General features: G+C 39.3%; 21 protein-coding genes. 20 read left to right on the top strand and 1 reads right to left on the bottom strand.

The features are described from left to right. The first annotated feature begins 89 nt into the window (after positions 1–89). The 16 genes from rny (at position 90) to spoVK (ending at position 18,724) form a co-directional block, all read left to right on the top strand. Complete coding sequence (rny, locus tag MMB68_RS01835) at positions 90–1,649, top strand: ribonuclease Y (protein ID WP_013058803.1); 1,560 nt, start codon at positions 90–92, stop codon at positions 1,647–1,649. Positions 1,650–1,730: 81 nt separating this feature from the next. After that, the gene (locus MMB68_RS01830) at positions 1,731–2,528 is read left to right on the top strand and encodes a TIGR00282 family metallophosphoesterase (RefSeq protein ID WP_028411380.1); all 798 of its coding nucleotides are present in this window, start codon (positions 1,731–1,733) and stop codon (positions 2,526–2,528) included. A 223-nt stretch (positions 2,529–2,751) separates the two neighbouring features. Then, the gene (gene spoVS / locus MMB68_RS01825) at positions 2,752–3,012 is read left to right on the top strand and encodes a stage V sporulation protein SpoVS (protein WP_003181955.1); all 261 of its coding nucleotides are present in this window, start codon (positions 2,752–2,754) and stop codon (positions 3,010–3,012) included. A gap of 75 nt (positions 3,013–3,087) precedes the next feature. Next, complete coding sequence (locus tag MMB68_RS01820; RefSeq protein ID WP_269870341.1) at positions 3,088–4,005, top strand: dipeptidase; 918 nt, start codon at positions 3,088–3,090, stop codon at positions 4,003–4,005. A gap of 184 nt (positions 4,006–4,189) precedes the next feature. Next, positions 4,190–4,366, top strand: coding sequence for a hypothetical protein (locus MMB68_RS01815; RefSeq protein ID WP_221784422.1), 177 nt, complete (start codon positions 4,190–4,192; stop codon positions 4,364–4,366). 17 nt (positions 4,367–4,383) lie between these two features. After that, positions 4,384–6,141, top strand: a complete 1,758-nt coding sequence (locus MMB68_RS01810) for a 2-oxoacid:acceptor oxidoreductase subunit alpha (RefSeq protein WP_013058800.1) — start codon at positions 4,384–4,386, stop codon at positions 6,139–6,141. Further along, positions 6,128–6,994, top strand: a complete 867-nt coding sequence (locus tag MMB68_RS01805; protein WP_013058799.1) for a 2-oxoacid:ferredoxin oxidoreductase subunit beta — start codon at positions 6,128–6,130, stop codon at positions 6,992–6,994. Before MMB68_RS01810 ends, MMB68_RS01805 begins: the two co-directional genes overlap by 14 nt. A 254-nt stretch (positions 6,995–7,248) precedes the next feature. Then, entirely contained in the window at positions 7,249–8,778 is a 1,530-nt protein-coding gene (gene miaB, locus MMB68_RS01800; RefSeq protein ID WP_277548097.1) for a tRNA (N6-isopentenyl adenosine(37)-C2)-methylthiotransferase MiaB, read from the top strand. Position 8,779: 1 nt separating this feature from the next. Then, on the top strand, positions 8,780–9,211 hold the full coding sequence (locus MMB68_RS01795; protein WP_057273930.1) for a YlbF/YmcA family competence regulator: 432 nt from the start codon (positions 8,780–8,782) through the stop codon (positions 9,209–9,211). A gap of 225 nt (positions 9,212–9,436) precedes the next feature. Next, positions 9,437–9,982, top strand: coding sequence for an outer spore coat protein CotE (locus tag MMB68_RS01790; RefSeq protein ID WP_013058796.1), 546 nt, complete (start codon positions 9,437–9,439; stop codon positions 9,980–9,982). A gap of 175 nt (positions 9,983–10,157) precedes the next feature. After that, positions 10,158–11,555, top strand: a complete 1,398-nt coding sequence (gene bcaP / locus MMB68_RS01785; protein WP_013084740.1) for a branched-chain amino acid transporter BcaP — start codon at positions 10,158–10,160, stop codon at positions 11,553–11,555. A gap of 163 nt (positions 11,556–11,718) precedes the next feature. Next, entirely contained in the window at positions 11,719–14,376 is a 2,658-nt protein-coding gene (gene mutS, locus MMB68_RS01780) for a DNA mismatch repair protein MutS (RefSeq protein ID WP_025601389.1), read from the top strand. Positions 14,377–14,394: 18 nt separating this feature from the next. After that, the gene (gene mutL / locus MMB68_RS01775; protein WP_277548093.1) at positions 14,395–16,272 is read left to right on the top strand and encodes a DNA mismatch repair endonuclease MutL; all 1,878 of its coding nucleotides are present in this window, start codon (positions 14,395–14,397) and stop codon (positions 16,270–16,272) included. A gap of 100 nt (positions 16,273–16,372) precedes the next feature. Further along, entirely contained in the window at positions 16,373–17,323 is a 951-nt protein-coding gene (miaA, locus tag MMB68_RS01770) for a tRNA (adenosine(37)-N6)-dimethylallyltransferase MiaA (RefSeq protein ID WP_050689712.1), read from the top strand. Between the two features lie 32 nt (positions 17,324–17,355). After that, positions 17,356–17,580, top strand: coding sequence for an RNA chaperone Hfq (hfq, locus tag MMB68_RS01765; RefSeq protein WP_013058791.1), 225 nt, complete (start codon positions 17,356–17,358; stop codon positions 17,578–17,580). 187 nt (positions 17,581–17,767) lie between these two features. Beyond that, positions 17,768–18,724, top strand: a complete 957-nt coding sequence (spoVK, locus tag MMB68_RS01760; protein ID WP_016765353.1) for a stage V sporulation protein K — start codon at positions 17,768–17,770, stop codon at positions 18,722–18,724. A gap of 33 nt (positions 18,725–18,757) precedes the next feature. On the opposite strand, the gene MMB68_RS01755 is transcribed toward spoVK, so the two are convergent. Beyond that, positions 18,758–19,369 carry a trimeric intracellular cation channel family protein gene (locus MMB68_RS01755; protein ID WP_013058789.1) on the bottom strand — a complete coding sequence of 204 codons (612 nt, stop codon included), beginning with the start codon at positions 19,367–19,369 and terminating at the stop codon, positions 18,758–18,760. A 289-nt stretch (positions 19,370–19,658) separates the two neighbouring features. On the opposite strand from MMB68_RS01755, the gene hflX reads away from it, so the two are divergent. From hflX to glnA, 4 genes are all read left to right on the top strand, one after another. Next, positions 19,659–20,909: a GTPase HflX gene (gene hflX / locus MMB68_RS01750; protein ID WP_221784738.1), complete on the top strand. Its 1,251-nt coding sequence runs from the start codon at positions 19,659–19,661 to the stop codon at positions 20,907–20,909. A gap of 14 nt (positions 20,910–20,923) precedes the next feature. Beyond that, on the top strand, positions 20,924–22,186 hold the full coding sequence (locus tag MMB68_RS01745; protein ID WP_221784737.1) for a methionine gamma-lyase family protein: 1,263 nt from the start codon (positions 20,924–20,926) through the stop codon (positions 22,184–22,186). A gap of 191 nt (positions 22,187–22,377) precedes the next feature. Continuing rightward, positions 22,378–22,785, top strand: a complete 408-nt coding sequence (locus tag MMB68_RS01740) for a MerR family transcriptional regulator (protein WP_013058786.1) — start codon at positions 22,378–22,380, stop codon at positions 22,783–22,785. An 83-nt stretch (positions 22,786–22,868) separates the two neighbouring features. Further along, entirely contained in the window at positions 22,869–24,203 is a 1,335-nt protein-coding gene (glnA, locus tag MMB68_RS01735; protein ID WP_013058785.1) for a type I glutamate--ammonia ligase, read from the top strand. The last annotated feature ends 245 nt before the right edge of the window (positions 24,204–24,448 follow it).

Below are 24,448 nucleotides of genomic sequence, written 5' to 3'. Positions count from 1 at the left end.
CCTTTGTGTGTATATTGAAAGGTGAATACGATGTACATGCCGACATGAAATTTAAAACTTACAAGTTTATAGCAAGGGGAGGTGAAATGATGGATACTAATACAATCATCTTCGCTTTGCTTGGCCTAATCGTCGGTGCAGTTGTTGGCTTTTTTGTTTGTAAATCGATTGCTGAAGCTAAAATTGCGGGAGCAAAGTCTAGTGCAGAACAAATTATTGATGAAGGAACCCGCGAGGCGGAAGCTTTGAAAAAAGAAGCTTTACTAGAAGCGAAGGATGAAATCCATCAGCTTCGTACAGAGGCAGAACAAGATATTCGTGATCGTCGAGCAGAACTTCAAAAACAAGAAAATCGATTAATGCAAAAAGAGGAAAATCTTGATCGTAAAGACGAATCACTTGATAAACGTGAAGCGTTACTTGAAAAGAAAGATGATTCTCTTACTGTTAAACAACAGCATATTGAAGAGATGGAAAGCAAAGTTGAAGAAGTAGTACGTGCACAGCAAACAGAGCTAGAGCGCATTTCAAGCTTAACAAGAGAAGATGCAAGAGCGATTATTTTAGATCGTGTTGAAAATGAACTTTCCCACGACATTGCAATAATGGTAAAAGAAACAGAAAACCGTGCAAAAGAAGACGCCGATAAAAAGGCGAAAGAAATTCTTTCACTTGCTATTCAGCGTTGCGCAGCAGATCATGTTGCTGAAACGACTGTCTCAGTTGTTAACTTGCCAAATGACGAAATGAAAGGCCGAATTATCGGTCGAGAAGGTCGAAACATCCGTACGCTTGAAACTTTGACAGGAATTGATCTTATTATTGATGATACGCCAGAAGCAGTTATTTTATCAGGGTTTGACCCAATTCGTCGTGAGACAGCAAGAATTGCACTTGATAAACTCGTTCAAGATGGTCGTATCCATCCCGCACGTATTGAAGAAATGGTTGAAAAATCTCGCCGTGAAGTGGACGAATATATTCGTGAAGTTGGTGAACAAACGACGTTTGAAGTCGGTGTTCACGGGTTGCACCCAGACTTGATGAAAATTCTTGGTCGCTTAAAATTCAGAACAAGCTATGGTCAAAATGTGCTGAAACATTCAATGGAAGTAGCTCATTTATCAGGACTTATGGCTGCTGAATTAGGTGAAGATGAAACGTTAGCCAAACGAGCAGGATTGTTACATGATATTGGTAAAGCAATTGATCATGAGGTAGAAGGAAGTCACGTAGAAATCGGTGTGGAATTAGCTACCAAGTATAAAGAACATCCGGTTGTTATTAACGCGATTGCTTCTCACCATGGAGATACAGAACCAACATCAATCATTGCTGTACTAGTCGCAGCAGCGGATGCATTATCTGCTGCAAGACCAGGTGCTCGCAGTGAGACGTTAGAAAACTACATTCGTCGTCTTGAAAAGTTAGAAGAAATTTCAGAGTCTTATGAAGGCGTTGAAAAATCATTTGCAATTCAAGCAGGGCGTGAAGTTCGTATTATGGTGAAACCAGATACGATTGGTGATCTAGAAGCGCATCGACTTGCTCGAGATATCCGAAAACGAATTGAAGATGAGCTGGATTATCCTGGCCACATCAAAGTAACCGTTATTCGTGAAACAAGAGCAGTAGAGTATGCAAAATAAAAATGAAGTGGCGTTTCGCCACTTTATTTTTTTTCGTAGAGATGAAGATGCAGATTAAGAATGAAGTATAGGAGCTTTTACATGAGAATTTTATTTATTGGAGACGTAGTTGGTTCTCCAGGCCGTGAAATGGTTGAAGAATATTTACCAAGATTAAAAAGAAAATACTCTCCGGGACTTACAATTGTGAATGGAGAAAATGCAGCTTCGGGCAAAGGCATTACTGAAAAGATTTATCGTCAGTTCTTACAAGCAGGGGCTAACATTATTACCCTTGGTAACCACGCGTGGGACAAGCGTGAAATTTTTGATTTTATTGACGATGCAAAAAATCTTGTTCGTCCGGCTAATTTTCCTGAAGGTACACCGGGCAAGGGAATTACGTATTTTACGTATAATCAGCTTGAGGTAGCCGTGATTAATTTACAAGGGCGCACGTTTATGGCCCCGCTTGATTGTCCATTTCAAAAAGCAGATGAACTGATTGAAGAAGCACGTCAGCGCACTCCGCTTATTTTTATTGATTTTCATGCTGAAACAACAAGTGAAAAGCAAGCGATTAGCTGGTATGTGGACGGCCGTGTCAGCGCTGTTGTCGGCACTCATACGCACGTTCAAACAGCTGACAATCGTATATTGCCAAAAGGAACAGCTTACATCTCTGACGTAGGAATGACGGGACCGTATGACGGCATTTTAGGGATGGAGCGAGAAGCTGTTATTAAGCGTTTTTTAACGTCTCTTCCTGTTCGATTTGAAGTGCCCAAAGAAGGAAGAACGCAGCTTAGTGGAATCGTTATTGATATTGATCAAAAGACGGGGAAAGCAACAAAAACAGAGCGGATTTTAATTAACGAAGACCATCCGTTTTTTGAATAAAGGGAAAAAGTCAATGTGTCGAAAGACGATACATTGGCTTTTTTATTTTGTCAAAAACGTAAAAAGAAAAAAGAAAGGTGTAGAAATATAAGTTTTTGAATATTTAGGAAAAACAAGCAGGAATACGTTTGACATATCGTGAATATAGTAACATTGAAATCAATTAAGTCATTGGTCTAATGATCTCTCATCATACATTGTAAAGAATAAGGAGGAGCTAGATATGGAAATATTAAAAGTTTCAGCAAAGTCTAATCCAAATTCAGTTGCTGGTGCCTTAGCAGGCGTGCTGCGCGAACGCGGCGCAGCAGAAATTCAAGCCATTGGGGCCGGGGCGCTTAACCAAGCAGTAAAAGCTGTAGCAATCGCAAGAGGGTTCGTTGCACCAAGTGGGGTTGATTTAATCTGCATCCCAGCTTTTACAGATATTCAAATTGATGGAGAAGAGCGAACAGCCATTAAATTAATTGTAGAGCCGCGATAATTATAAAAACCACGGACCTGTAAAGCATAGAAGCCAAACAGGTCCTTTTTGTATAGAGTTAAAGGGGTGTGGGTTGTGATATTTGATGCTCATTGTGATGTATTGATGAAGCTCTGGTTAAATAAACGTTTATCTTTTACATATGATTCAGCGCTGCATGTTACGTTAGAAGGAATAAAGAAAGCAAAAGGGAAAGTTCAGCTATTTGCTATTTATATTCCAGAAGCGGTTCCGGCAGCTCAGCGCTTTGATGTTGCGTTAGAAATGATCCAGCTGTTTCAGAGTCATATTTTATCGCTTCCCGGTGTAAAATGGGTTTGTTCAAAGCGCGATATAGATAGCTTGAAAAAAGGTGAAATAGGAGCAATGCTGACGCTTGAAGGGTGCGATGCCATTGATACAAGTTTAGTACGCTTAAAGACGCTTTTTTCATTGGGTGTACGTTCAGTAGGTTTGACATGGAATTACAGCAATGCTGTGTGTGACGGTATTTTAGAATCTCGAGGCGCGGGGTTATCTTCTTTTGGAAGAGAAGTTGTTGAATTGAATAATGAACATAAAGTGTGGACGGATGTCTCTCATTTATCGGTAAGAGGTTTTTGGGATGTGATTGAGCTAGCGCAATATGTAGTGGCTACTCATTCCAATTCACACGTATTGTGTTCTCATCCCCGGAATTTAAGAGACGATCAAATTCAAGCTTTAATAAAGCGAAACGGCGTGATTGGCATTACGTTTGTCCCTGAATTTTTAACGAGTTCTGCCAAAGCACAAATAGCGGATGTGATTCGTCATCTTGATTACATGTGTGAAAGAGGAGGCGAATACTCCGTTGGTTTTGGCTCTGACTTTGACGGCATTGACAAAACGGTTCATCGTCTCGGAAGATATGAACAGTATACGAATTTAATCGAAGAACTCCTTAAGCATTACACTGAGGAGCAGGTAAAACGTTTTCTGTTTCAAAACTTTGCTGATCGTGTATGCAGCTAATAAAAAAAGAGCTTTTTCTTCTTGGAAAAGCTCTTTTTTATAGAAGTTATTTATATAATAATGCCTCATGTGAAAGCAGAAAAGATCATTAAAAAACTTCATCTTATTCATTAAATATAAATATAATTAAAACGATTGAGAATTCAATGGAAAGGGTTGCATTTTTCTGGCAATCGGAATAAAATTGAAAACGGATTATGGAGCTGCTCAAGCAGAAACGTATCCTGCACAGCGACAAGGTGCTGTGGGGGTTTTGCGAATGATTTTGGTTCGTGAAATGCAGAAGCAAATGAAATCGTTTGCTAATTTACCTTTTTCAGTTTTTATCAATAAAATAGATTTCTATATTAAGAGCAATTAAAGGAGTGGCGTTGATTTATGGTACAGCAACTTTCATGGAAAGTTGGCGGACAGCAGGGTGAGGGAATCGAAAGTACGGGAGAAATCTTTTCAACCGCTTTAAATCGATTAGGTTATTACTTATACGGCTATCGTCATTTTTCTTCTCGCATCAAAGGTGGACATACAAATAATAAGATCCGAGTGAGTACAACTCAGGTTCGATCTGTGTCAGATGATTTGGATATTTTAGTTGCGTTCGATCAGGAAACAATCGATGTAAACGTCCATGAGCTGCGCGTAGGTGGCGTTGTAATTGCAGATGCGAAATTCAACCCAAGTCTGCCCGAAACATGTACAACTGCTACGCTATATGCTGTTCCGTTTACGGAAATTGCAACAGAACTAGGAACGTCTCTAATGAAGAACATGGTTGCTGTTGGCGCTTCAAGTGCTGTGCTTCATATTGACACAGAAGTATTTGAAGAAGTAGTGCTTGAAATCTTCGGTAAAAAGGGCCAAAAAGTTGTACAAAAAAACATGGAAGCTATTAAAAAAGGTGCAGATTACATTCGTGAACAGCTAGGCGAACAATTAGAAACAATGAAACTAGATCCAGCGGATGGTAAAAAACGTATGTTTATGATTGGAAACGATGCGATTGCGCTAGGTGCTTTAGCCGGTGGGGCTCGTTTTATGCCAGCATATCCAATTACCCCTGCTTCAGAAATCATGGAATACTTAATTAAAAAGCTTCCTCAATTTGGTGGAACCGTTATTCAAACAGAAGATGAAATCGCAGCATGTACGATGGCTATCGGAGCTAACTATGCAGGCGTACGTGCGCTGACAGCATCAGCTGGACCTGGTCTATCATTAATGATGGAGTCGATTGGATTAGCGGGAATCACTGAGCAACCTGTTGTGATTATCGATACGCAGCGCGGCGGTCCAAGTACAGGGCTTCCAACTAAGCAAGAACAGTCTGATTTAATGGCCATGATTTACGGTACGCATGGTGAAATTCCGAAGATCGTCATGGCGCCAAGTACGGTTGAAGAAGCATTCTACGATACGATTGAAGCGTTTAACTTAGCAGAAGAATATCAGTGTCCAGTTATTATGCTAACGGATTTACAGCTTTCACTTGGGAAGCAATCAGTAGAACCGCTTGACTATAACCGCGTTGAAATCCGCCGCGGTAAGCTTCAGCAAGGAGAGCTAGAAGAGCTGGAAGAAAAACAGTACTACAAGCGCTACCGCGTAACAGAAGACGGCGTATCACCACGCGTCATTCCTGGAATGAAGCATGGCATTCATCACGTGACGGGAGTAGAACATGATGAGACAGGAAAGCCATCTGAATCTCCGGTGAACCGCGATGATCAAATGAATAAGCGTCTTCGTAAAACAAAAGGAATTCGTTTTAATACGCCAATTCATGTTCACTCTCATGAAAAAGAGTCTGATATTTTATTTGTTGGATTTAATTCGACGCGTGGAGTTATTGAAGAGGCAATGGAACGTTTGGAACAGGACGGTATAAAAGTAAATCACGCTCATATTCGTTTAATTCATCCTTTCCCAGCTGACGAACTGCTTCCTTACGTGCAAGGAGCTAAAAAAGTAGTCGTCGTTGAAAACAATGCTACTGGACAGCTTGCTAATATTTTAAAAATGAATATTGCAAGTCATGATAAAATTCAAAGCGTATTGAAGTATGATGGAAATCCATTTCTTCCGCAAGAAGTATACGCAAAAAGTAAGGAGATGTTTGTGTTAAATGGCAACGTTTAAAGATTTTCGTAACAGTGTAAAACCTAACTGGTGTCCGGGGTGTGGAGATTTCTCCGTACAAGCAGCCATTCAACGCGCATCTGCTAACGTAGGTTTAGAACCTCATGAGCTTGCTGTTATTTCAGGTATTGGATGTTCTGGACGTATCTCTGGTTATATTAATTCATATGGTTTTCACGGTATTCACGGACGTGCGCTTCCAATCGCTCAAGGTGTAAAAATGGCTAATCGTGACTTAACCGTTATCGCATCTGGGGGCGATGGAGATGGGTTTGCTATCGGTATGGGACACACGGTACATGCGATTCGCCGAAACATCGATGTAACGTATATCGTAATGGATAACCAAATCTATGGTTTAACAAAAGGACAAACATCTCCTCGCAGTGAAGTAGGATTCAAGACAAAAAGTACGCCTGAAGGATCAATCGAGTCGTCTTTATCTGTCATGGAGCTGGCGTTAACTTCTGGAGCAACGTTTGTGGCACAAAGCTTTTCAACGAATTTAAAAGAGTTAACAAGCTTAATTGAACAAGGCATTCAGCATAAAGGTTTTTCTTTAATTAACGTATTTAGCCCGTGCGTAACGTATAATAAAGTGAACACGTATGATTGGTTTAAAGAAAATCTAACTAGTCTTAGCACAATTGAAGGTTATGATGCAAACAATCGTATGCAAGCTATGCAGACGTTAATGGAGCATAACGGCTTAGTAACAGGGCTTATTTATCAAAATGCGCATCAGCCGTCGTATCAGCAGCTTGTTCACGGTTATAGTGAAGAGCCGCTGTCAAAAGCAGACTTAGGTATGACTGAGGAAAAGTTTGATGAGCTAGTAGCTGAATTTATGTAAAAGAGGCTGCAATAAAAGCAGTTTAGTAGAGGGAAAATCCGAACGGTGAACTAAGATTCTTAATGGAGAATCCAGCTCGTTCGGATTTTTTCATAGTGATAGGTATAGAAAATAGGTATATGATTGTGTTCGCTACTTGAAAGTTATATACTATGTTAATGTGATGAGTTTTATGCATAAGCATAAAGTTGTCACATTTTTTTGCGATTTACAGGTGCAACGTGACAATTGTCATGGCGAAAGGAGATTTTTTTATGAATGAAAAACAACGTTTAGAAAGCAACCAAGTTAATCCAGCGGACAAAAAATCCGAAAAGGATTACAGCAAATATTTTCAAACAGTATACATGCCACCTTCTTTAAAAGATGCGAAAAAACGAGGAAAAGAAGAAGTTTCCTATCACAATGATTTTGCAATCGATGAACAGTTTCACGGAATGGGACAGGGACGCAAGTTTTATATCCGTACGTACGGCTGTCAAATGAATGAGCACGATACAGAAGTAATGGCTGGTATTTTTCTAGGCCTTGGCTACGAGCCAACTGACTCTGTTGAAGATGCTCATGTTATTTTATTGAATACGTGTGCAATCCGTGAAAATGCGGAAAATAAAGTGTTTGGTGAATTAGGACACTTGAAGGCCTTGAAGCGCGAGCGCCCTGAATTATTAATCGGCGTCTGCGGATGTATGTCTCAAGAAGAGTCAGTTGTAAATAAAATTTTACAAAAACATCAGCACGTGGATATGATTTTTGGTACACATAACATTCACCGTTTGCCTCACATTCTAAATGAAGCATACTTAGCAAAAGAAATGGTAATTGAAGTATGGTCTAAAGAAGGGGATGTTATTGAAAACCTTCCAAGAGCACGTAAAGGCAGCGTCAAAGCATGGGTTAACATCATGTACGGCTGTGACAAGTTCTGTACGTACTGTATCGTTCCGTATACGCGAGGAAAAGAACGAAGCCGCCGTCCAGAAGACATTATCCAAGAAGTACGTCATTTAGCTGCTCAAGGCTATAAAGAAATTACGCTTTTAGGCCAAAACGTTAATGCATACGGAAAAGATTTTGAAGACATGACGTACGGCTTAGGGGATTTAATGGATGAAATCCGTAAAATTGATGTTGCCCGTATTCGTTTTACAACAAGTCACCCTCGCGACTTTGATGACCGTTTAATTGAAGTTCTAGCTAAAGGCGGAAATCTTGTCGACCACATTCACTTACCTGTGCAATCAGGAAGCAGCGACATCTTAAAAATTATGGCACGAAAATATTCTCGTGAACATTATTTAGATCTTGTTCGTAAAATTAAAGAAGCCATTCCAACGGCATCATTAACAACTGATATTATTGTTGGTTTCCCAAATGAAACGGATGAGCAGTTTGAAGAAACAATGTCACTATATCGTGAGGTTGAATTTGATAGTGCGTACACGTTTATTTACTCACCTCGTGAAGGTACTCCGGCTGCTAAGATGCAAGACAATGTACCAATGGAAGTGAAAAAAGAGCGTCTTCAGCGCTTAAATGCTCTTGTAAATGAAATTTCTGCAAAGAAATTGAAGGAATATGAAGGTAAAGTTGTCGAAGTATTAGTAGAAGGTGAAAGTAAAAATAATCCGGAAGTATTAGCAGGCTACACGGAAAAAAGTAAGCTTGTAAACTTCAAAGCACCTAAGTCAGTGATTGGGCAACTTGTAAAAGTAAAAGTTACAAAAGCCAAAACATGGACATTAAACGGGGAAATGGTAGAAGAAACAGCAGAGGTGAAGTAATATGGCGCAGTATAACAAGAGTGACGTAATTAAACGTGCTCAAGAGCTGGCAAAAATGATTGCTGAAACGGAAGAAGTAGATTTCTTCAAGCGTGCCGAAGCTCAGCTTAACGAAAATCAAAAAGTGCGTGAAACCATTGCAAGCATTAAAAGTTTGCAAAAACAAGCTGTTAATTTCCAACATTATGGTAAGACAGAAGCGTTAAAACAAGTGGAGGCAAAAATCGATCGTTTACAGGAAGAGCTGGATGAACTGCCGATTATTCAGCAGTTTCAAGAGTCTCAAATAAACGTGAATGATTTGCTTCAACTTGTTGCTAACACTATTTCAACCACAGTAACTGATGAAATTATTGTGTCAACAGATGGTGATTTACTGCGCGGTGAAACAGGTTCACAGGTGCGAAACAGCCCTGGATCTAGCTGCTCATAAAGAAAAAATGTCTCAGCAATTTGCTGAGGCATTTTTTTGTGCATCTCATGGCATGAAAATTGGGCAGATTTTCTCTCTAATAATTGTCACGTTTTTCTATATCCTTGCATACAATGGAACATAGGTTTTTTATGCCTTAAACCTAGTTTCTTAAAAATAATGTGCAAACAAGTGAATGAGCCTGCATAGGATGAAATGAAGATAGTTTGAGGAGGGTATGCTCACATGTCACAACACTATAGAGAAATTATTACAAAAGCAGTCGTAGGTAAAGGTCGCAAGTTTACACAATCGTCTCATACGCTTGCACCGAAAAATCGACCAACAAGCATCTTAGGGTGCTGGGTGATTAACCATGAGTACAAAGCAAAGAAAAGCGGCAGCAATGTAGAAGTTGACGGCAGATATGATATTAACATCTGGTATTCGTACAATAATAATACAAAAACCGAAGTTTGGACGGAAACCGTATCATACAAAGATAATATTAAGCTGCGCTATAAAGACGAAGATTCGATTGGAGACGATTACGAAGTAATTGTTCGCGTGCTGCAGCAGCCAAATTGCCTAGAGTGCACAATTTCACCAAATGGCAATAAAACGATTGTTCAAGTAGAGAGAGAATTGTTGGCGGAAGTGATTGGCGAAACCAAGGTTTGTGTTGCCGTAAATCCGAAAGGCTGCGATGATGAAGACGAGTTTGATTTAGACGTAGATGACGATGAATTTGAAGATTTGGATCCTGATTTTATATTAGGAGACGATGAGTAACTAGGAAGAAGTTCTTCCTAGTTTTTTTATTTTTATTATTTTAAGAAAATTCTTATAAAATTAAAAAAATATATTGCTTTTTGTCGAATGCGCAGTGTATAGTAAATCTAAAGAAATTAATGCATTAATTTTCAGAAAATTTAGTTATATCAGATAAGTATTTTGGGGGTTTACTATGAGCTTATTTCGTAAAAAATCAATTCAAACGTTAATTAGTGAAACCAACTCTAAAGGTGTTAAATTAAAAAAGGATTTAGGCGCTTTCGATTTAACGATGTTAGGAATTGGTGCCATTATCGGAACCGGAATTTTTGTATTGACGGGCGTAGCCGCCGCTGAACATGCCGGTCCAGCTTTAGTTATATCTTTCATTATGTCAGGACTTGCGTGTGTATTTGCAGCTCTTTGTTATGCAGAATTTGCCTCAACAGTTCCCGTTTCAGGAAGTGCATACACTTACAGTTATGCAACATTTGGTGAATTAATCGCTTGGATTTTAGGATGGGATCTTATCTTGGAATACGGTCTTGCTTCTTCTGCTGTAGCCAGCGGATGGTCGGGATATTTCCAAGGATTGTTAGCAGGGTTTGGCATACATTTTCCAAAAGCTTTAACAAGTGCATATAATCCTGCAAACGGCACATATATTGATATTCCAGCAATTATGATTGTTTTCTTAATCACATTACTTTTAACGCAAGGAGTAAAAAAATCTTCACGTTTTAATGCTATCATGGTTATTATTAAACTGGCTGTTGTACTTCTATTTATCGGGGTAGGAGTTAGCTATGTTAAACCAGAAAACTGGACGCCTTTTATGCCGTTTGGTTTCTCGGGAGTAGCGACAGGAGCAGCAACTGTATTCTTCGCCTACATTGGGTTTGATGCTGTAGCAACAGCGGCCGAGGAAGTACGTAAGCCTCAGCGGGATATGCCAATCGGAATCATCGCATCACTTGCGATTTGTACAGTCCTTTATATCGTCGTATCGCTTATCTTAACAGGAATCGTACCTTATACAGAATTAAATGTTAAAAACCCTGTAGCATTTGCTTTAAGCTACATTAACCAAGACTGGGTAGCAGGTTTTATTTCATTAGGCGCAATTGTTGGTATTACAACGGTATTACTCGTTATGATGTATGGACAAACTCGTTTATTTTATGCGATTAGTCGAGATGGTCTATTGCCGAAGCCTTTTTCAAAAATCAGTGAGAAAAAACAAACGCCAGTAGTAAATACGTGGATTACATGTTTACTAGTATCCATCTTCTCTGGTTTAGTACCATTAGGAAGATTAGCAGAGTTAACAAACATCGGTACTCTTTTTGCTTTCATGACCGTATCAATTGGAATTTTATATTTACGTAAATCAAAACAAACTTCAGAATCGACTGGTTTCCGCGTACCGTTCGTGCCGGTGATTCCAATTTTAGCTTTTGTGTTCTGTTTATACTTAGCACTTCAGCTTCCAAAGTTAACATGGATTAGTTTCGTAATTTGGCTTGTACTAGGGCTAGTGGTTTACTTCTTATACGGACGTAAGCATAGTCATTTGAACAGCAGTAAATAATGAAAAGCTTCGGACAAGCTTCTTCCTTCGTCCGAAGCTTTTTTATTTGTTTTATGAAAAGAAATTGAAGATTGTTCTATTTGAATAAATTAAGTTTAAGAAAGACTTATGTTATAATACGTGTAGCAAAAACGCACAACTAGATGTGGTATGGAGGAATAGTATGGCAGCGTATACGCCAATGATACAGCAATATTTGAGAATTAAGGCAGAGTATCAAGATGCCTTTTTATTTTTTAGATTAGGTGATTTTTATGAAATGTTCTTTGAAGATGCTACGACAGCTTCTCAAGAACTTGAAATAACATTAACAAGTCGAGACGGAGGAGGACAAGAGAGAATTCCGATGTGCGGGGTTCCGTATCACTCTGCTCCTACGTATATCGAGCGTTTAATTGAAAAGGGATTTAAAGTAGCTATTTGTGAGCAAGTAGAAGACCCTAAGCATGCAAAAGGTGTTGTAAAGCGAGAAGTGGTACAGGTGATTTCACCCGGAACACTGATGAACGAACGCGGACTGCATGAAAAGGAAAATAACTATATTTGTTCTGTTACTGGGTTCGAGGATCAAACGTTTGGTCTTGCTCTTTCTGATTTGTCTACAGGAGAAAACAGCGTAACGCTTGTTAGTTCGTTTCATGATATCGTCTCAGAGATTTATGCAAAAGAAGCAAAAGAAGTCGTTGTAAGCTCTGAGTTTCCTGCTGACTTATTACAAACACTAAAAGAGCGCATGACGATTACCATTTCTTATGAGAATAGTACAGAGCAAGTAGAAGGACTAGATTATTTAGTAGAGTCGCTTCAGCAGCAAAAGCTTATTACAACGTTTGCTCGTATTCTTCAGTATTTAACTCGCACGCAGAAGCGTTCGCTTGAACACTTACAGCCCGTGCAGTTTTATCAAATCAATGAATATATGAAAATTGATTTGTTCTCTAAGCGAAACTTAGAGTTAACCGAAACGATTCGTTCAAAAGGAAAGAAAGGCTCGCTTCTATGGTTATTAGACCAGACCGTTACGGCAATGGGCGGCCGTTTATTAAAAAATTGGATTGACCGTCCGCTTTTAAAACAAGCGGATATTGATAATCGTTTGAATATGGTAGATGTCTTAATGAAACAGTTTTTTGAACGAGAAGAACTGCGGGAGTTGCTAAAAGACGTATATGATTTAGAACGCTTAGCTGGTCGAGTAGCTTTTGGTAATGTAAATGCTCGTGATTTAATTCAATTAAAAAAATCATTGCAAAATGTGCCTCATATCCAAGAGGTTGTGAATCGTTTGAATCACCCTTATGCCACAAAGCTTGTTGAAGACATTGATCCTTGTGAGCGATTAGCTAATCTTCTTGAAAGAGGATTAAAAGAGCACCCTCCTTTGTCAATTAAAGAAGGAGACATTATTAATGACGGCTATCATGAACAGCTTGATCAATACCGAGATGCAAGCCGAAACGGAAAAACGTGGATTGCGTCACTTGAACAGCAAGAGCGTGAGAAAACAGGGATTCGCTCACTGAAAATTGGTTATAATCGCGTGTTCGGCTATTATATAGAAGTAACGCGGGCAAATCTCCATCTTTTGCCTGAAGGAATGTATGAACGAAAACAGACGTTAACCAATGCAGAACGTTTTATTACCCCTGAGCTGAAAGAAAAAGAAGCGCTGATTTTAGAAGCGGAAGAGAAAATTGTAGAGCTGGAATATGAATTGTTTTTACAAATTCGTGAAGAAGTAAAAGCATATATTCCAAGGCTGCAAGAACTCGCTAAAAAAGTAAGTGAGCTTGACGTACTGCAGTGCTTTGCAAAAATCAGTGAAGAACGTCATTACACGAAGCCTATTTTTTCAAGTGAAGATATTTCGATTCAAAATGGACGCCATCCAGTGGTAGAAAAAGTAATGAATTCGCAGGAATACGTGCCAAACGACTGTCAAATGACGGATGATAGTTCAATTTTACTGATTACAGGACCGAATATGTCTGGTAAAAGTACGTACATGCGTCAGGTCGCTTTAACGGCGATATTAGCTCAAATTGGCTGTTTTGTGCCAGCAGACGAAGCGGTTCTGCCGATTTTTGATCAAGTGTTTACACGTATCGGAGCAGCCGATGACTTAATTTCAGGTCAAAGTACGTTTATGGTCGAGATGCTAGAAACGAAAAATGCAGTGACAAATGCCACTCAGTCGAGTCTAATTCTGTTAGATGAAATTGGACGCGGCACGTCTACGTATGACGGAATGGCTCTTGCTCAAGCAATTATTGAATACGTTCATGAACATATTGGCTGTAAGACCCTATTTTCTACTCATTATCATGAATTAACCGTACTCGATGAGTCGCTTCCTGCGCTTAAAAATGTTCATGTAAGCGCGGTTGAAAAAAATGGGAAAGTCGTCTTTTTACACAAAATCAAAGATGGTGCCGCAGATAAAAGTTATGGTATTCACGTAGCGGAACTAGCGGAACTTCCAGATCCGCTTCTAGAGCGAGCTCGCGTCATCTTACACGATTTAGAACAATCTTCTGAGCGTGAACCTGTACATCAGGCTCCAAAAAGAGAAGAGATGACACAACAAGTTCCACAAGAAGGTGCTTCTTTGGTTCAAGAAGAACGTGCAGATAATAAAAAAGCAGATGAAGCCAATCAGCTTTCGTTCTTTGAAATAGAAGAGAAAAAAGAAAAGCCTGCGCTTTCGAAACGGGAAAAAGCAATTATAGATCGTTTAAAAGAGCTGGATATTTTAGAAATGACGCCTTTAGACGCAATGAATGCGATGTATGAACTGCAAAAATCATTAAAGAAGAAATAGAGTGAGAGGAGTGAGTCTGTGGGTAAAATTGTGCAGCTTTCAGACGAACTTTCAAATAAAATTGCTGCCGGAGAGGTTGTTGAACGACCTGCTTCGGTGGTGAAAGAACTAGTCGAAAATGCTATTGATGCAAACAGTACAGTTATTGAAATTGAGCTAGAAGAAGCTGGGCTTTCAAAAATTCGTATATTGGATAATGGAGACGGCATTGCTTCTGAAGACTGCTTGACCGCTTTTAAAAGACATGCGACAAGTAAAATCAAAACAGAGCAAGATTTATTTCGAATTCGAACGTTAGGATTTCGCGGTGAAGCTTTGCCAAGTATTGCTTCGGTTTCAATGCTTGAACTCAAAACGAGTACGGGAGAAGAAGCCGGCACTCATCTTAAACTTAGAGGCGGAGAAATCGTTCATCACGAATTAACGTCAAGTCGAAAAGGTACCGAACTTGTTATTGAAAACTTATTTTTTAACACACCTGCACGTTTAAAATATATGAAGACGGTAAATACGGAGCTTGGTAACGTAACGGATGTCGTCAATCGTCTTGCGATGTCTCATCCTGAAGTTTCAATTAGGCTGATGCATCAAGGAAGACAGCTTCTGTATACGAACGGGAGCGGAGATGTGCGCCAAGTGCTTGCCGCTATTTATGGAATGGCAGTAGCCAAAAAAATGATTCCGATTAATGTTCAGTCACTTGATTATGAAGTGAATGGTTACGTCGCTCTTCCTGAAATCACAAGGGCTTCTCGCAACTATATGTCCACCATTATTAACGGTCGGTTTGTTAAAAACTACGGGTTGTTAAAAGCAGTGCAGCAGGGCTATCATACCCTTTTACCTATCGGTCGTTTTCCGATTGTGTTTTTAACCATTACAATGGACCCTTTATTAGTGGACGTGAATGTTCATCCAGCAAAATTAGAAGTACGCTTAAGTAAAGAAGCGGAGCTGTTTGAGCTTATTGAACAAGGAGTGAAAGCTGCTTTTAAAAAGCAGCAGTTAATTCCAGATGCTGTAGTGCCAACTAAGTCAAAAGCAGTTGTGCAGCCAACTGAGCAGCAGACCTTTACATTTGATCATCAGTCTAAATCGTCTGGCTATCAGCCGTCTAATACGGTTCGCGAGCCTAGCTTTAAGGAGGCTCCTGCTCGTGTAGACGAGATCATGCCGCCTGTTAAAACAGAGGTCATACGTCAAGATGAAGAACTTGAACCAACGTTTCGAGAAATAGAACAATATGAAGAATCGGTGGGAGAAAACGCCCCTATTCCAGAGCCAAACCATTCAGCCAAAGAGCAGCCAGAACCGCGTGTTCCTGCGATGTACCCAATTGGCCAAATGCACGGAACGTATATTTTGGCACAAAATGAAAAAGGATTATTTATTATTGATCAGCACGCGGCACAGGAGAGAATTAAGTACGAATATTTTAAGCGAAAGCTTGGAGAAGTAGATTCAGAAGTTCAAGAACTGCTTATGCCGCTTACGCTAGAGTTCTCGGGAAATGAAGCCTTGGTTTTAGAAGAATACAAAGACATGCTTGCTGAAGTAGGAGTCTTTTTAGAACCGTTTGGACAAAACTCCTATATAGTTCGTTCGCATCCGCAGTGGTTTCCAAAAGGAGAGGAACAGGAAACTATTGAAGAAATGATTCAGCAAATCTTTACGATGAAACGTGTCAATATCGAAAAGTTACGAGAAGAAGCGGCTATTATGATGAGCTGTAAAGGATCGATTAAAGCGAATCATCATTTGCGAAACGATGAGATTTTTGCTTTACTTGAAACGTTGAGAAAAACAACGGATCCATTTACGTGTCCGCACGGACGACCAATTATTATTCATCATTCGACGTATGAAATGGAAAAGATGTTTAAGCGAGTGATGTAGGCAATGCGGCTAGCTGCAGCTAGCCGTTTTGTTGAATAAATCATGGCCATTTGGATAAAATGGAATGATGTGAATGCCTATAGATGAAAGTAGTGTTGTTATGACGGGAGAGAAACCAAAACTTATTGTCATTATTGGACCAACTGCGGTTGGTAAAACAAAATTGAGTATTGAACTTGCCAAACAGTTAGATGGAGAGATTATTTCAGGTGATTCCATGCAAATTTATAAAGGGATGGATATCGGAACAGCAAAGGTGTCAGAAGAAGAGATGCAGGGTATTCCCCATTACCTGATCGATATTAAGGAGCCGGATGAATCGTTTTCTGTGGCAGAATTTCAAGAGATTGTAAGAAAACAAATCGATGATATTCACGCTAGAGGAAAAATGCCGATGATTGTTGGAGGGACGGGTCTTTATATTCAATCCGTTATTTATGATTATCAGTTCACAGAAACTCCTAGTGATGAAAAAGTTCGTGAACGAATGGAAGTATTTATTAAAGCTCATGGTATTGATCCCCTGTATGAAAAGCTAAAAGAAATTGACCCAGACAGTGCAGCTGCTATCCATAAAAATAACCATCGCCGTGTAATCAGAGCGCTTGAAGTTTATGAAGTAACCGGCAAAAAATTCAGTGACTATACAAAAGAACAGTCACAAGAGTTATTATATGACGTAAGCATTATTGGACTTACAATGGATAGAGACGTATTATATGAGAGAATTAATCACCGAGTCGATATGATGATGCAGGCTGGACTGCTTGATGAAGTCAAATCATTGTACGAAAGTGGTCTGCATGATGTACAATCAATTCAAGCTATCGGCTATAAAGAGCTGTATGCTTATTTTGAAGGACGCTGCACGCTCGAAGAAGCCGTTGAACAGTTGAAACAAAATTCACGAAGATATGCAAAGCGTCAGTTAACATGGTTTCGAAATAAAATGCCTGTAAAATGGATAGAGATGGAAGTTGACAAATTTCCCGAAAAGTTTGCTGAAATTTTTACATATATTGCAGGAAAGCTGAAAAAAGAAGCGAATTAAGTAAACAGATAGAGAAACGAGGAGGCCGAATAATGAAACAATCAGTTAATATTCAAGACCAATTTTTAAATCAATTACGTAAAGAAAATATCTATGTGACGGTATTTCTTTTAAATGGTTTTCAATTAAGAGGACTAATTAAAGGATTTGATAACTTTACTGTGTTAATTGAATCTGAAGGAAAACAGCAGCTGATTTATAAACATGCTATTTCGACATTTGTACCAAATAAAAATATTACAGTAGAACTTGAATAGAGATTAAAGAGAAGCATCCGCATATTCGGATGCTTTTTTTATGCAAATAAAGGCTTAGAAAAGTTTCTTAACATTGTTTTTACTCATTGAACATAAACCTTATAATAGACGATTATTTCTTCGGTAATAAGAGATCATTGTCTTCGTATCGTTCATCGCATGCAGCTATGCGATACAGAGAAGTGGGATGAAACGAGAGGTGAACATGGTGGAACAGCCGATAACTCTTAAAAATAATGGGCAAATTAATATCATTTTAAATAATGAAACAAAAAAGGAAAAATCGTATACGACATCAATTCCGCGTCCTGCCAAAAAAGCTGTCATAAATCATGAGCCGCTTCGGGAAATTGAACGAGAAATGAGCGGACTGGTTGGAATGGAAGAATTGAAAAAAATGATAAAAGAAATATATGCGTGGTTATATATTAACAAAAAAAGAGAGGAACAGGGCTTAAAAGCGGGAAAGCAGGCGCTGCATATGATGTTTAAAGGAAATCCAGGAACAGGGAAAACGACGGTAGCCCGCCTGCTAGGTAAATTATTTTTGAATATGAACATCTTGTCTAAAGGGCATTTAATTGAAGCAGAGCGGGCAGATTTAGTTGGAGAATACATTGGTCATACAGCTCAGAAAACGAGAGATCTGGTAAAAAAAGCGCTTGGAGGTATTTTATTTATCGATGAGGCTTATTCTCTTGCAAGAGGGGGAGAAAAAGATTTTGGAAAAGAAGCGATTGATACATTGGTTAAACATATGGAAGATTCAAATGATAAGTTTGTATTGATTTTAGCTGGTTATCCAAGAGAAATGGAAAATTTCTTAAGTCTTAATCCAGGGCTGCGCTCTAGGTTCCCGTTTATTTTTGATTTTCCGGATTATGATGTAAATGAACTGATGGACATTGCGGGTCACATGATGAATGACAGGCAGTATCAGTTTAGTACAGAAGCCTATAAAAAGCTAAAAGATCATTTCATGGACGTGAAGTACAATCAGACGCCCAGGGATTTTAGTAACGGTCGATATGTGCGAAACATTATCGAACGTTCCATACGCACTCAATCCATGAGGCTTTTAGAAGAAGAAAGCTTTGAGCGCAACGAGCTTTTAACTTTAACGTCAAGCGATATTCAGCTGTGAAAAAAAGCCTTTCGTTATGAAAGGCTTTTTTTTCTACATATTTGGCTGTCGAATCGTTTTGATTGGCAGGCGCCATTTGTAAATATATGAACACATCCGAAGACCTACAAGTAAGATAAATAACGTATAAAGTTCTACAGGCGTGTTTGTAATATGCAGCCCTACGCTAAATCCTGCGATAATCGCCCATACCGCATAAATTTCATCTTTAAGAACAGTAGGCTTTCGGCGTGCTAATAAATCTCGGATAATCCCGCCGCCGCTTCCTGTTAAGACCGCAGCTACAATAACCGCGCTAAGCGGATGGTTCATATGAGTGGCATAAAGCGCTCCTTGAATCGCGAATGCTGCAAGGCCAATGGCATCCGAAAAGTTTCCCCATCGCTTCCAATGCTTTAAGATATTGTTTGGAAATAAAAAAGTGGCAGTGATAGATAATAAAGCAATCTGAAAAAAGAGTCCTTGTTCCCAAAGGGCAGACACCGGTACACCGATAAGCAGGTTTCGAATGGCTCCTCCGCCAAAAGCCGTTACGATTCCCAGTATGTAAACGCCTAAAATATCATATTCCTCTTCCATGGCAATGAAAGCCCCGCTGATTGCAAAAGCAATCGTTCCAATAATGCTAAGTACGTCCCAAGTCATGATGCTATCCCCTTTATTCTGTTTTCACCAAGTAGCGACTATTATTTTAAAATCAGGCAGCCTGATTCAAATTTCGATAAGTAAACCAACTCAAATTGTATACAGAATTTCGTGATATTTCAATGTTTTTTTAATCATCGTTTTATAGATTTTAAAAAGGGTGTTAAACTAGTAAAAGACAATGTATTCTGTCTCTTTTGCAAAGATGGAGAAATGGACATTTTTTTGATATGATATGAATGATTTGTCAATTTAATAGTAAGGGAAGGAAAAATCTTTGACAGCAGAAATGAATACTGAACTTGAACGCGTAATTTTAGTCGGATGTCAGCTCCATGACGATGACGAACGTTTTGAATATTCAATGGATGAGCTAGCATCTTTAACTGAGACTGCAAAAGGCGAAGTGCTGGTAAGGTTAACGCAAAAGCGCGATCGTATTCATCCAGCTACTTATATTGGAAAAGGGAAAGTAGAAGAACTTGTGGCTCTTGAAGAAGAGTTAGAGCCTGATTTAATTGTATTTAATGATGAATTGTCACCGAGTCAAATCCGCAATTTGTCAGCAGGGTTATCTGCGCGTGTTATTGATCGCACGCAGCTGATTTTGGATATCTTTGCACAGCGTGCTCAAACGCGAGAAGGAAAAATGCAGGTGGAACTTGCTCAATTAAATTATCTGCTACCTAGGTTAGTAGGACAAGGTACCGCTTTGTCGCGTCTTGGAGGCGGAATTGGAACAAGAGGTCCTGGTGAAACGAAACTTGAAAGTGACCGCAGACATATTCGCCGTAAAATTGATGAAATTAAGCGTCAGCTAAAGACAGTGGTAAGTCACCGCGAACGTTATCGAGAAAGACGTAAGCGTAATCATGTCTATCAAATTGCAATTGTAGGCTATACGAACGCTGGTAAATCGACGATCTTTAACCGCTTAACAGAAGCTGGTATTTTTGAAGAAAATCAGCTGTTCGCAACTCTTGATCCAACGACAAGACAGTATACGCTTCCGTCAGGATTAACGGCTCTGTTAACGGATACGGTTGGATTTATTCAAGATCTTCCAACAACGTTAGTAGCCGCGTTCCGTTCAACACTTGAAGAAGTAACCGAAGCTGACCTTGTTCTGCACGTGGTAGATTCATCTAATCCAGATTACAACAACCACGAAAAAACAGTGCATCGCTTACTAGAAGAGCTGAACGTAACGGACATTCCGATGCTGACAGTTTACAATAAAGAAGATATGCAGCATGAACTATTTGTCCCATCCGCTTCGACATCGTTATCAATGAGCGCTTTTAAATCCGCTGATTTAGTGAAGCTTGGAGAAAGAATTCAAGAAGAAATGAAAAAAGAAATGGCGTTCTTTCATGTGCTGCTGCCGGCTTATGAAGGGAAAATGCTCGCTGAACTCAAAACGGTCTCTATTGTTGAGTCGTTAAAATTCAATGAAGAAACTGAGAAGTATCAGTGCAAAGGGTATATTGCAAAAGAGCATCCCCTTTACAAAAAGCTACAAACGCTTGAAGAAAGTTGAGGAACAAAGAAATGATGTTTGATCAGTTAAAAAACGGGGCACGCATTCGGGAACTTGCTACAAAAGTAGAAAAACAAATTAAGCCTGTGCATGAGAAAATTGACGAGCGCATTGAAGCAAATCAATTTCGGGTGCTGCAAAGCTTTCAGCAAAATCGAGTGAGTGATTCACATTTTAATCCGACAACGGGGTATGGATATGACGATCTAGGCCGCGATACTTTGGAGAAAGTATACGCGGATGTTTTTGGAACAGAAGCTTGCCTGGTCCGTCCGCAAATTATTTCAGGTACGCACGCAATTGGCATATCGCTGTTTGGTGTACTGCGTCCTGGAGATGAACTATTATATATAACTGGAAAGCCTTATGACACCCTTGAAGAAATTGTTGGTATACGAGGAAGCGGCGTAGGCTCTTTAAAAGAATATAATATTAGCTATAAATCAGTAGATTTAACAGCGCAAGGTCAAGTGGATTTTGAAGAAGTGAAAGCGTCTATTCATGAGCATACAAAGATGATAGGCATTCAGCGCTCAAAAGGTTATGGCATTCGTCCTTCTTTTACAGTCGCGCAAATAAAAGAAATGATTTCGTTTGTAAAGAGTATCAAGCCTGACGTTATAGTATTTGTCGATAACTGCTACGGTGAATTTGTAGAAACAATCGAGCCAACGCATGTAGGAGCAGATTTGATGGCGGGGTCGCTTATTAAGAACCCTGGTGGAGGTCTTGCTAAAATCGGCGGCTATATTGCAGGACGAAAAGATCTAGTGGAAGCTTGTTCATACCGAATGACAACTCCTGGAATCGGTGCAGAAGCTGGAGCGACGCTGTATAGCTTGCAAGAAATGTATCAAGGGTTTTTCTTGGCGCCGCACGTAGTCGGTCAAGCCTTAAAAGGAGCGGTTTTCTCATCCGCTATGTTCGAAGAGCTAGGGATGCAAAGTGAACCGAAGTGGAACAGTGAACGAACGGATTTAATTCAATCCGTGCAGTTCGATGACCGCGATAAAATGATTTCTTTTTGTCAGGCTATTCAATTCGCTTCACCAATTAATTCACACGTAACGGCCTATCCTGCTTATATGCCAGGGTACGAAGATGATGTAATTATGGCAGCTGGAACGTTTATACAAGGAGCAAGCCTCGAGCTGACGGCAGATGGGCCTATCAGGCCTCCATATGTCGCTTACGTGCAGGGCGGGTTAACGTATGCTCACGTAAAAGTAGCAATATGTATGGCAGTAGATCAAATGCTGACGAAAGAACTTTTATAAAATATAAGATAGAAAGACTATTTTTCTCCCCGCTAAGAAAGAAAAGATAGGCTTACAAAAATAAACGAAGTGCTATTTATTTGTATAGAAGAAATGTTCAGAAAAATTTATGTTAGAATTACTAACATTCGGTTGACAGGTGAACTAACATAGCATACAATGTAAATAGTTAATCCAAAGGAGGAACTGAAATGAGTGACAACATTCGAAGAAATACGCCACTTTTCCCAATTGGAATTGTGATGCAGTTAACTGAGTTGTCGGCTCGCCAAATTCGCTACTATGAAGAACATGAATTGGTTGCACCAGTAAGAACAGAGGGAAATCGACGATTATTCTCATTTAACGATGTTGATAAGCTGCTTGAAATCCGTGATCTTATTGAACAAGGTGTAAACTTAGCAGGTGTAAAACAGCTGTTTCATCTTCAAAAGGAGCAAAAAGGGCATAAGCAAGAAGAAAAAGTTGTGGCAGCAACAGCAAAGCCAGAATTAACGGACGATGAATTGCGAAAAATGCTTCGTGCAGAACTTATGCAAGCAGGCCGTTTTAATCGAGCAACTTTAAATCAAGGAGATATGTCCAGGTTCTTTCATTAATAAAGTTATCAATATTTATGCCGTTCGTATATGAGGGGTATAGATTATAAATATTATATAGAGATTTAGGGGAGGATCACACGATGGCAAAGTACACAAAAGAAGATATTTTCCGCAAAGTTCAAGAAGAGAATGTAAAGTATATTCGTCTTCAGTTCACTGACATTTTAGGAACAATTAAAAACGTTGAAATTCCAGTAAGTCAATTAGAAAAAGCGTTAGACAACAAGATGATGTTTGACGGTTCTTCTATTGAAGGATTTGTACGTATTGAAGAATCAGATATGTACCTATTCCCAGATATTGATACGTTTGTTATTTTCCCTTGGACATCTGAAAAAGGTAAAGTAGCACGTTTTATTTGTGACATCTACAATGCAGATAGAACTCCGTTTGATGGCGATCCACGTAATAACTTAAAACGTGTGTTAAAAGAGATGGAAGAGTTAGGATTTACTGATTTTAACCTTGGACCTGAGCCAGAGTTCTTCTTATTCAAATTAGACGAAAAAGGCGAACCTACATTAGAATTAAATGATAAAGGTGGCTACTTCGACTTAGCACCAACTGACCTTGGTGAAAACTGCCGTCGTGACATCGTATTAGAGCTTGAAGAAATGGGCTTTGAAATTGAAGCATCTCACCATGAGGTAGCTCCTGGACAACACGAGATTGACTTCAAATATGCTGCTGCATTAAAAGCTTGTGATGATATCCAAACGTTCAAACTTGTTGTAAAAACAATTGCACGTAAACATGGCTTACATGCTACATTTATGCCAAAACCATTATTTGGTGTGAATGGTTCAGGTATGCACTGTAACGTTTCATTATTTAAAGATGGTCAAAACGCATTTTATGATGAAAACGGTAATCTAGAGCTAAGTGATACGGCTCGTCAATTTATCGCAGGTATCATCAAGCACGCACACAGCTTTACAGCAGTAACAAATCCTACTGTAAACTCTTATAAGCGTCTAGTGCCTGGATATGAGGCTCCTTGTTATGTTGCTTGGTCTGCTCGCAACCGTAGCCCATTAATCCGTATCCCAGCTTCTCGCGGCGTAGGAACTCGTGTTGAAGTACGTAGCGTAGACCCAGCTGCTAACCCATATTTAGCAATGGCTGTTCTATTAAAAGCTGGTTTAGATGGAATCAAGAACAACCTTGAAGCTCCAAAACCTATCGATCGTAATATCTATGTAATGACAAAAGAAGAGCGTATTGAAGAAGGTATCGTAGATTTACCTGCAACATTAGCTCAAGCTTTAGATAGCTTCCAATCAAACGAAGTTATGGTTTCTGCATTAGGTGAACACTTAGCAGAGCACTTCGTTGAAGCGAAAGAAATCGAATGGGATATGTTCCGTACACAAGTTCATCCTTGGGAACGTGACCAATACATGAGCCAATATTAATTCCTAAAAGTCCGAGAGATCGTTTATACGTTCTCTTGGACTTTTTTGTTTTTCAAAATGAATAACATTCTGCATGCGTATATTAAATATCGAACTAAGCTGTTCATAAAACAAGTATAGCTGCCTGTCGTACAATTTACGGGAGGCTTTTTATTGTTTTGTTAGATACAGGAAAGAATTTGGTTATATAAATTAAAAAGGATAAGCTTTTTGTCTCATTGAATCTATATGTAAAAGTAGTGTAT

The sequence above is a fragment of the Priestia sp. Y58 genome, from assembly GCF_029522095.1.
GTDB classification, from domain to species: domain Bacteria; phylum Bacillota; class Bacilli; order Bacillales; family Bacillaceae_H; genus Priestia; species Priestia megaterium_E.
This window is presented reverse-complemented; position numbering and strand designations above follow the sequence as displayed.

Excerpts from the sequence above, each read along its gene's own strand:
- MMB68_RS01740 (WP_013058786.1), top strand. The coding sequence starts at position 22,378 with ATGAGTGACAACATTCGAAGAAATACGCCACTTTTCCCAATTGGAATT.
- mutS (WP_025601389.1), top strand. The coding sequence starts at position 11,719 with ATGGCAGCGTATACGCCAATGATACAGCAATATTTGAGAATTAAGGCA.
- miaB (WP_277548097.1), top strand. The coding sequence starts at position 7,249 with ATGAATGAAAAACAACGTTTAGAAAGCAACCAAGTTAATCCAGCGGAC.
- rny (WP_013058803.1), top strand. The coding sequence starts at position 90 with ATGGATACTAATACAATCATCTTCGCTTTGCTTGGCCTAATCGTCGGT.
- miaA (WP_050689712.1), top strand. The coding sequence starts at position 16,373 with ATGACGGGAGAGAAACCAAAACTTATTGTCATTATTGGACCAACTGCG.
- MMB68_RS01755 (WP_013058789.1), bottom strand. The coding sequence starts at position 19,369 with ATGACTTGGGACGTACTTAGCATTATTGGAACGATTGCTTTTGCAATC.
- MMB68_RS01745 (WP_221784737.1), top strand. The coding sequence starts at position 20,924 with ATGTTTGATCAGTTAAAAAACGGGGCACGCATTCGGGAACTTGCTACA.
- glnA (WP_013058785.1), top strand. The coding sequence starts at position 22,869 with ATGGCAAAGTACACAAAAGAAGATATTTTCCGCAAAGTTCAAGAAGAG.
- MMB68_RS01790 (WP_013058796.1), top strand. The coding sequence starts at position 9,437 with ATGTCACAACACTATAGAGAAATTATTACAAAAGCAGTCGTAGGTAAA.
- MMB68_RS01795 (WP_057273930.1), top strand. The coding sequence starts at position 8,780 with ATGGCGCAGTATAACAAGAGTGACGTAATTAAACGTGCTCAAGAGCTG.
- bcaP (WP_013084740.1), top strand. The coding sequence starts at position 10,158 with ATGAGCTTATTTCGTAAAAAATCAATTCAAACGTTAATTAGTGAAACC.
- MMB68_RS01810 (WP_013058800.1), top strand. The coding sequence starts at position 4,384 with ATGGTACAGCAACTTTCATGGAAAGTTGGCGGACAGCAGGGTGAGGGA.
- hfq (WP_013058791.1), top strand. The coding sequence starts at position 17,356 with ATGAAACAATCAGTTAATATTCAAGACCAATTTTTAAATCAATTACGT.
- hflX (WP_221784738.1), top strand. The coding sequence starts at position 19,659 with ATGAATACTGAACTTGAACGCGTAATTTTAGTCGGATGTCAGCTCCAT.
- spoVK (WP_016765353.1), top strand. The coding sequence starts at position 17,768 with ATGAAACGAGAGGTGAACATGGTGGAACAGCCGATAACTCTTAAAAAT.
- spoVS (WP_003181955.1), top strand. The coding sequence starts at position 2,752 with ATGGAAATATTAAAAGTTTCAGCAAAGTCTAATCCAAATTCAGTTGCT.
- MMB68_RS01805 (WP_013058799.1), top strand. The coding sequence starts at position 6,128 with ATGGCAACGTTTAAAGATTTTCGTAACAGTGTAAAACCTAACTGGTGT.
- MMB68_RS01830 (WP_028411380.1), top strand. The coding sequence starts at position 1,731 with ATGAGAATTTTATTTATTGGAGACGTAGTTGGTTCTCCAGGCCGTGAA.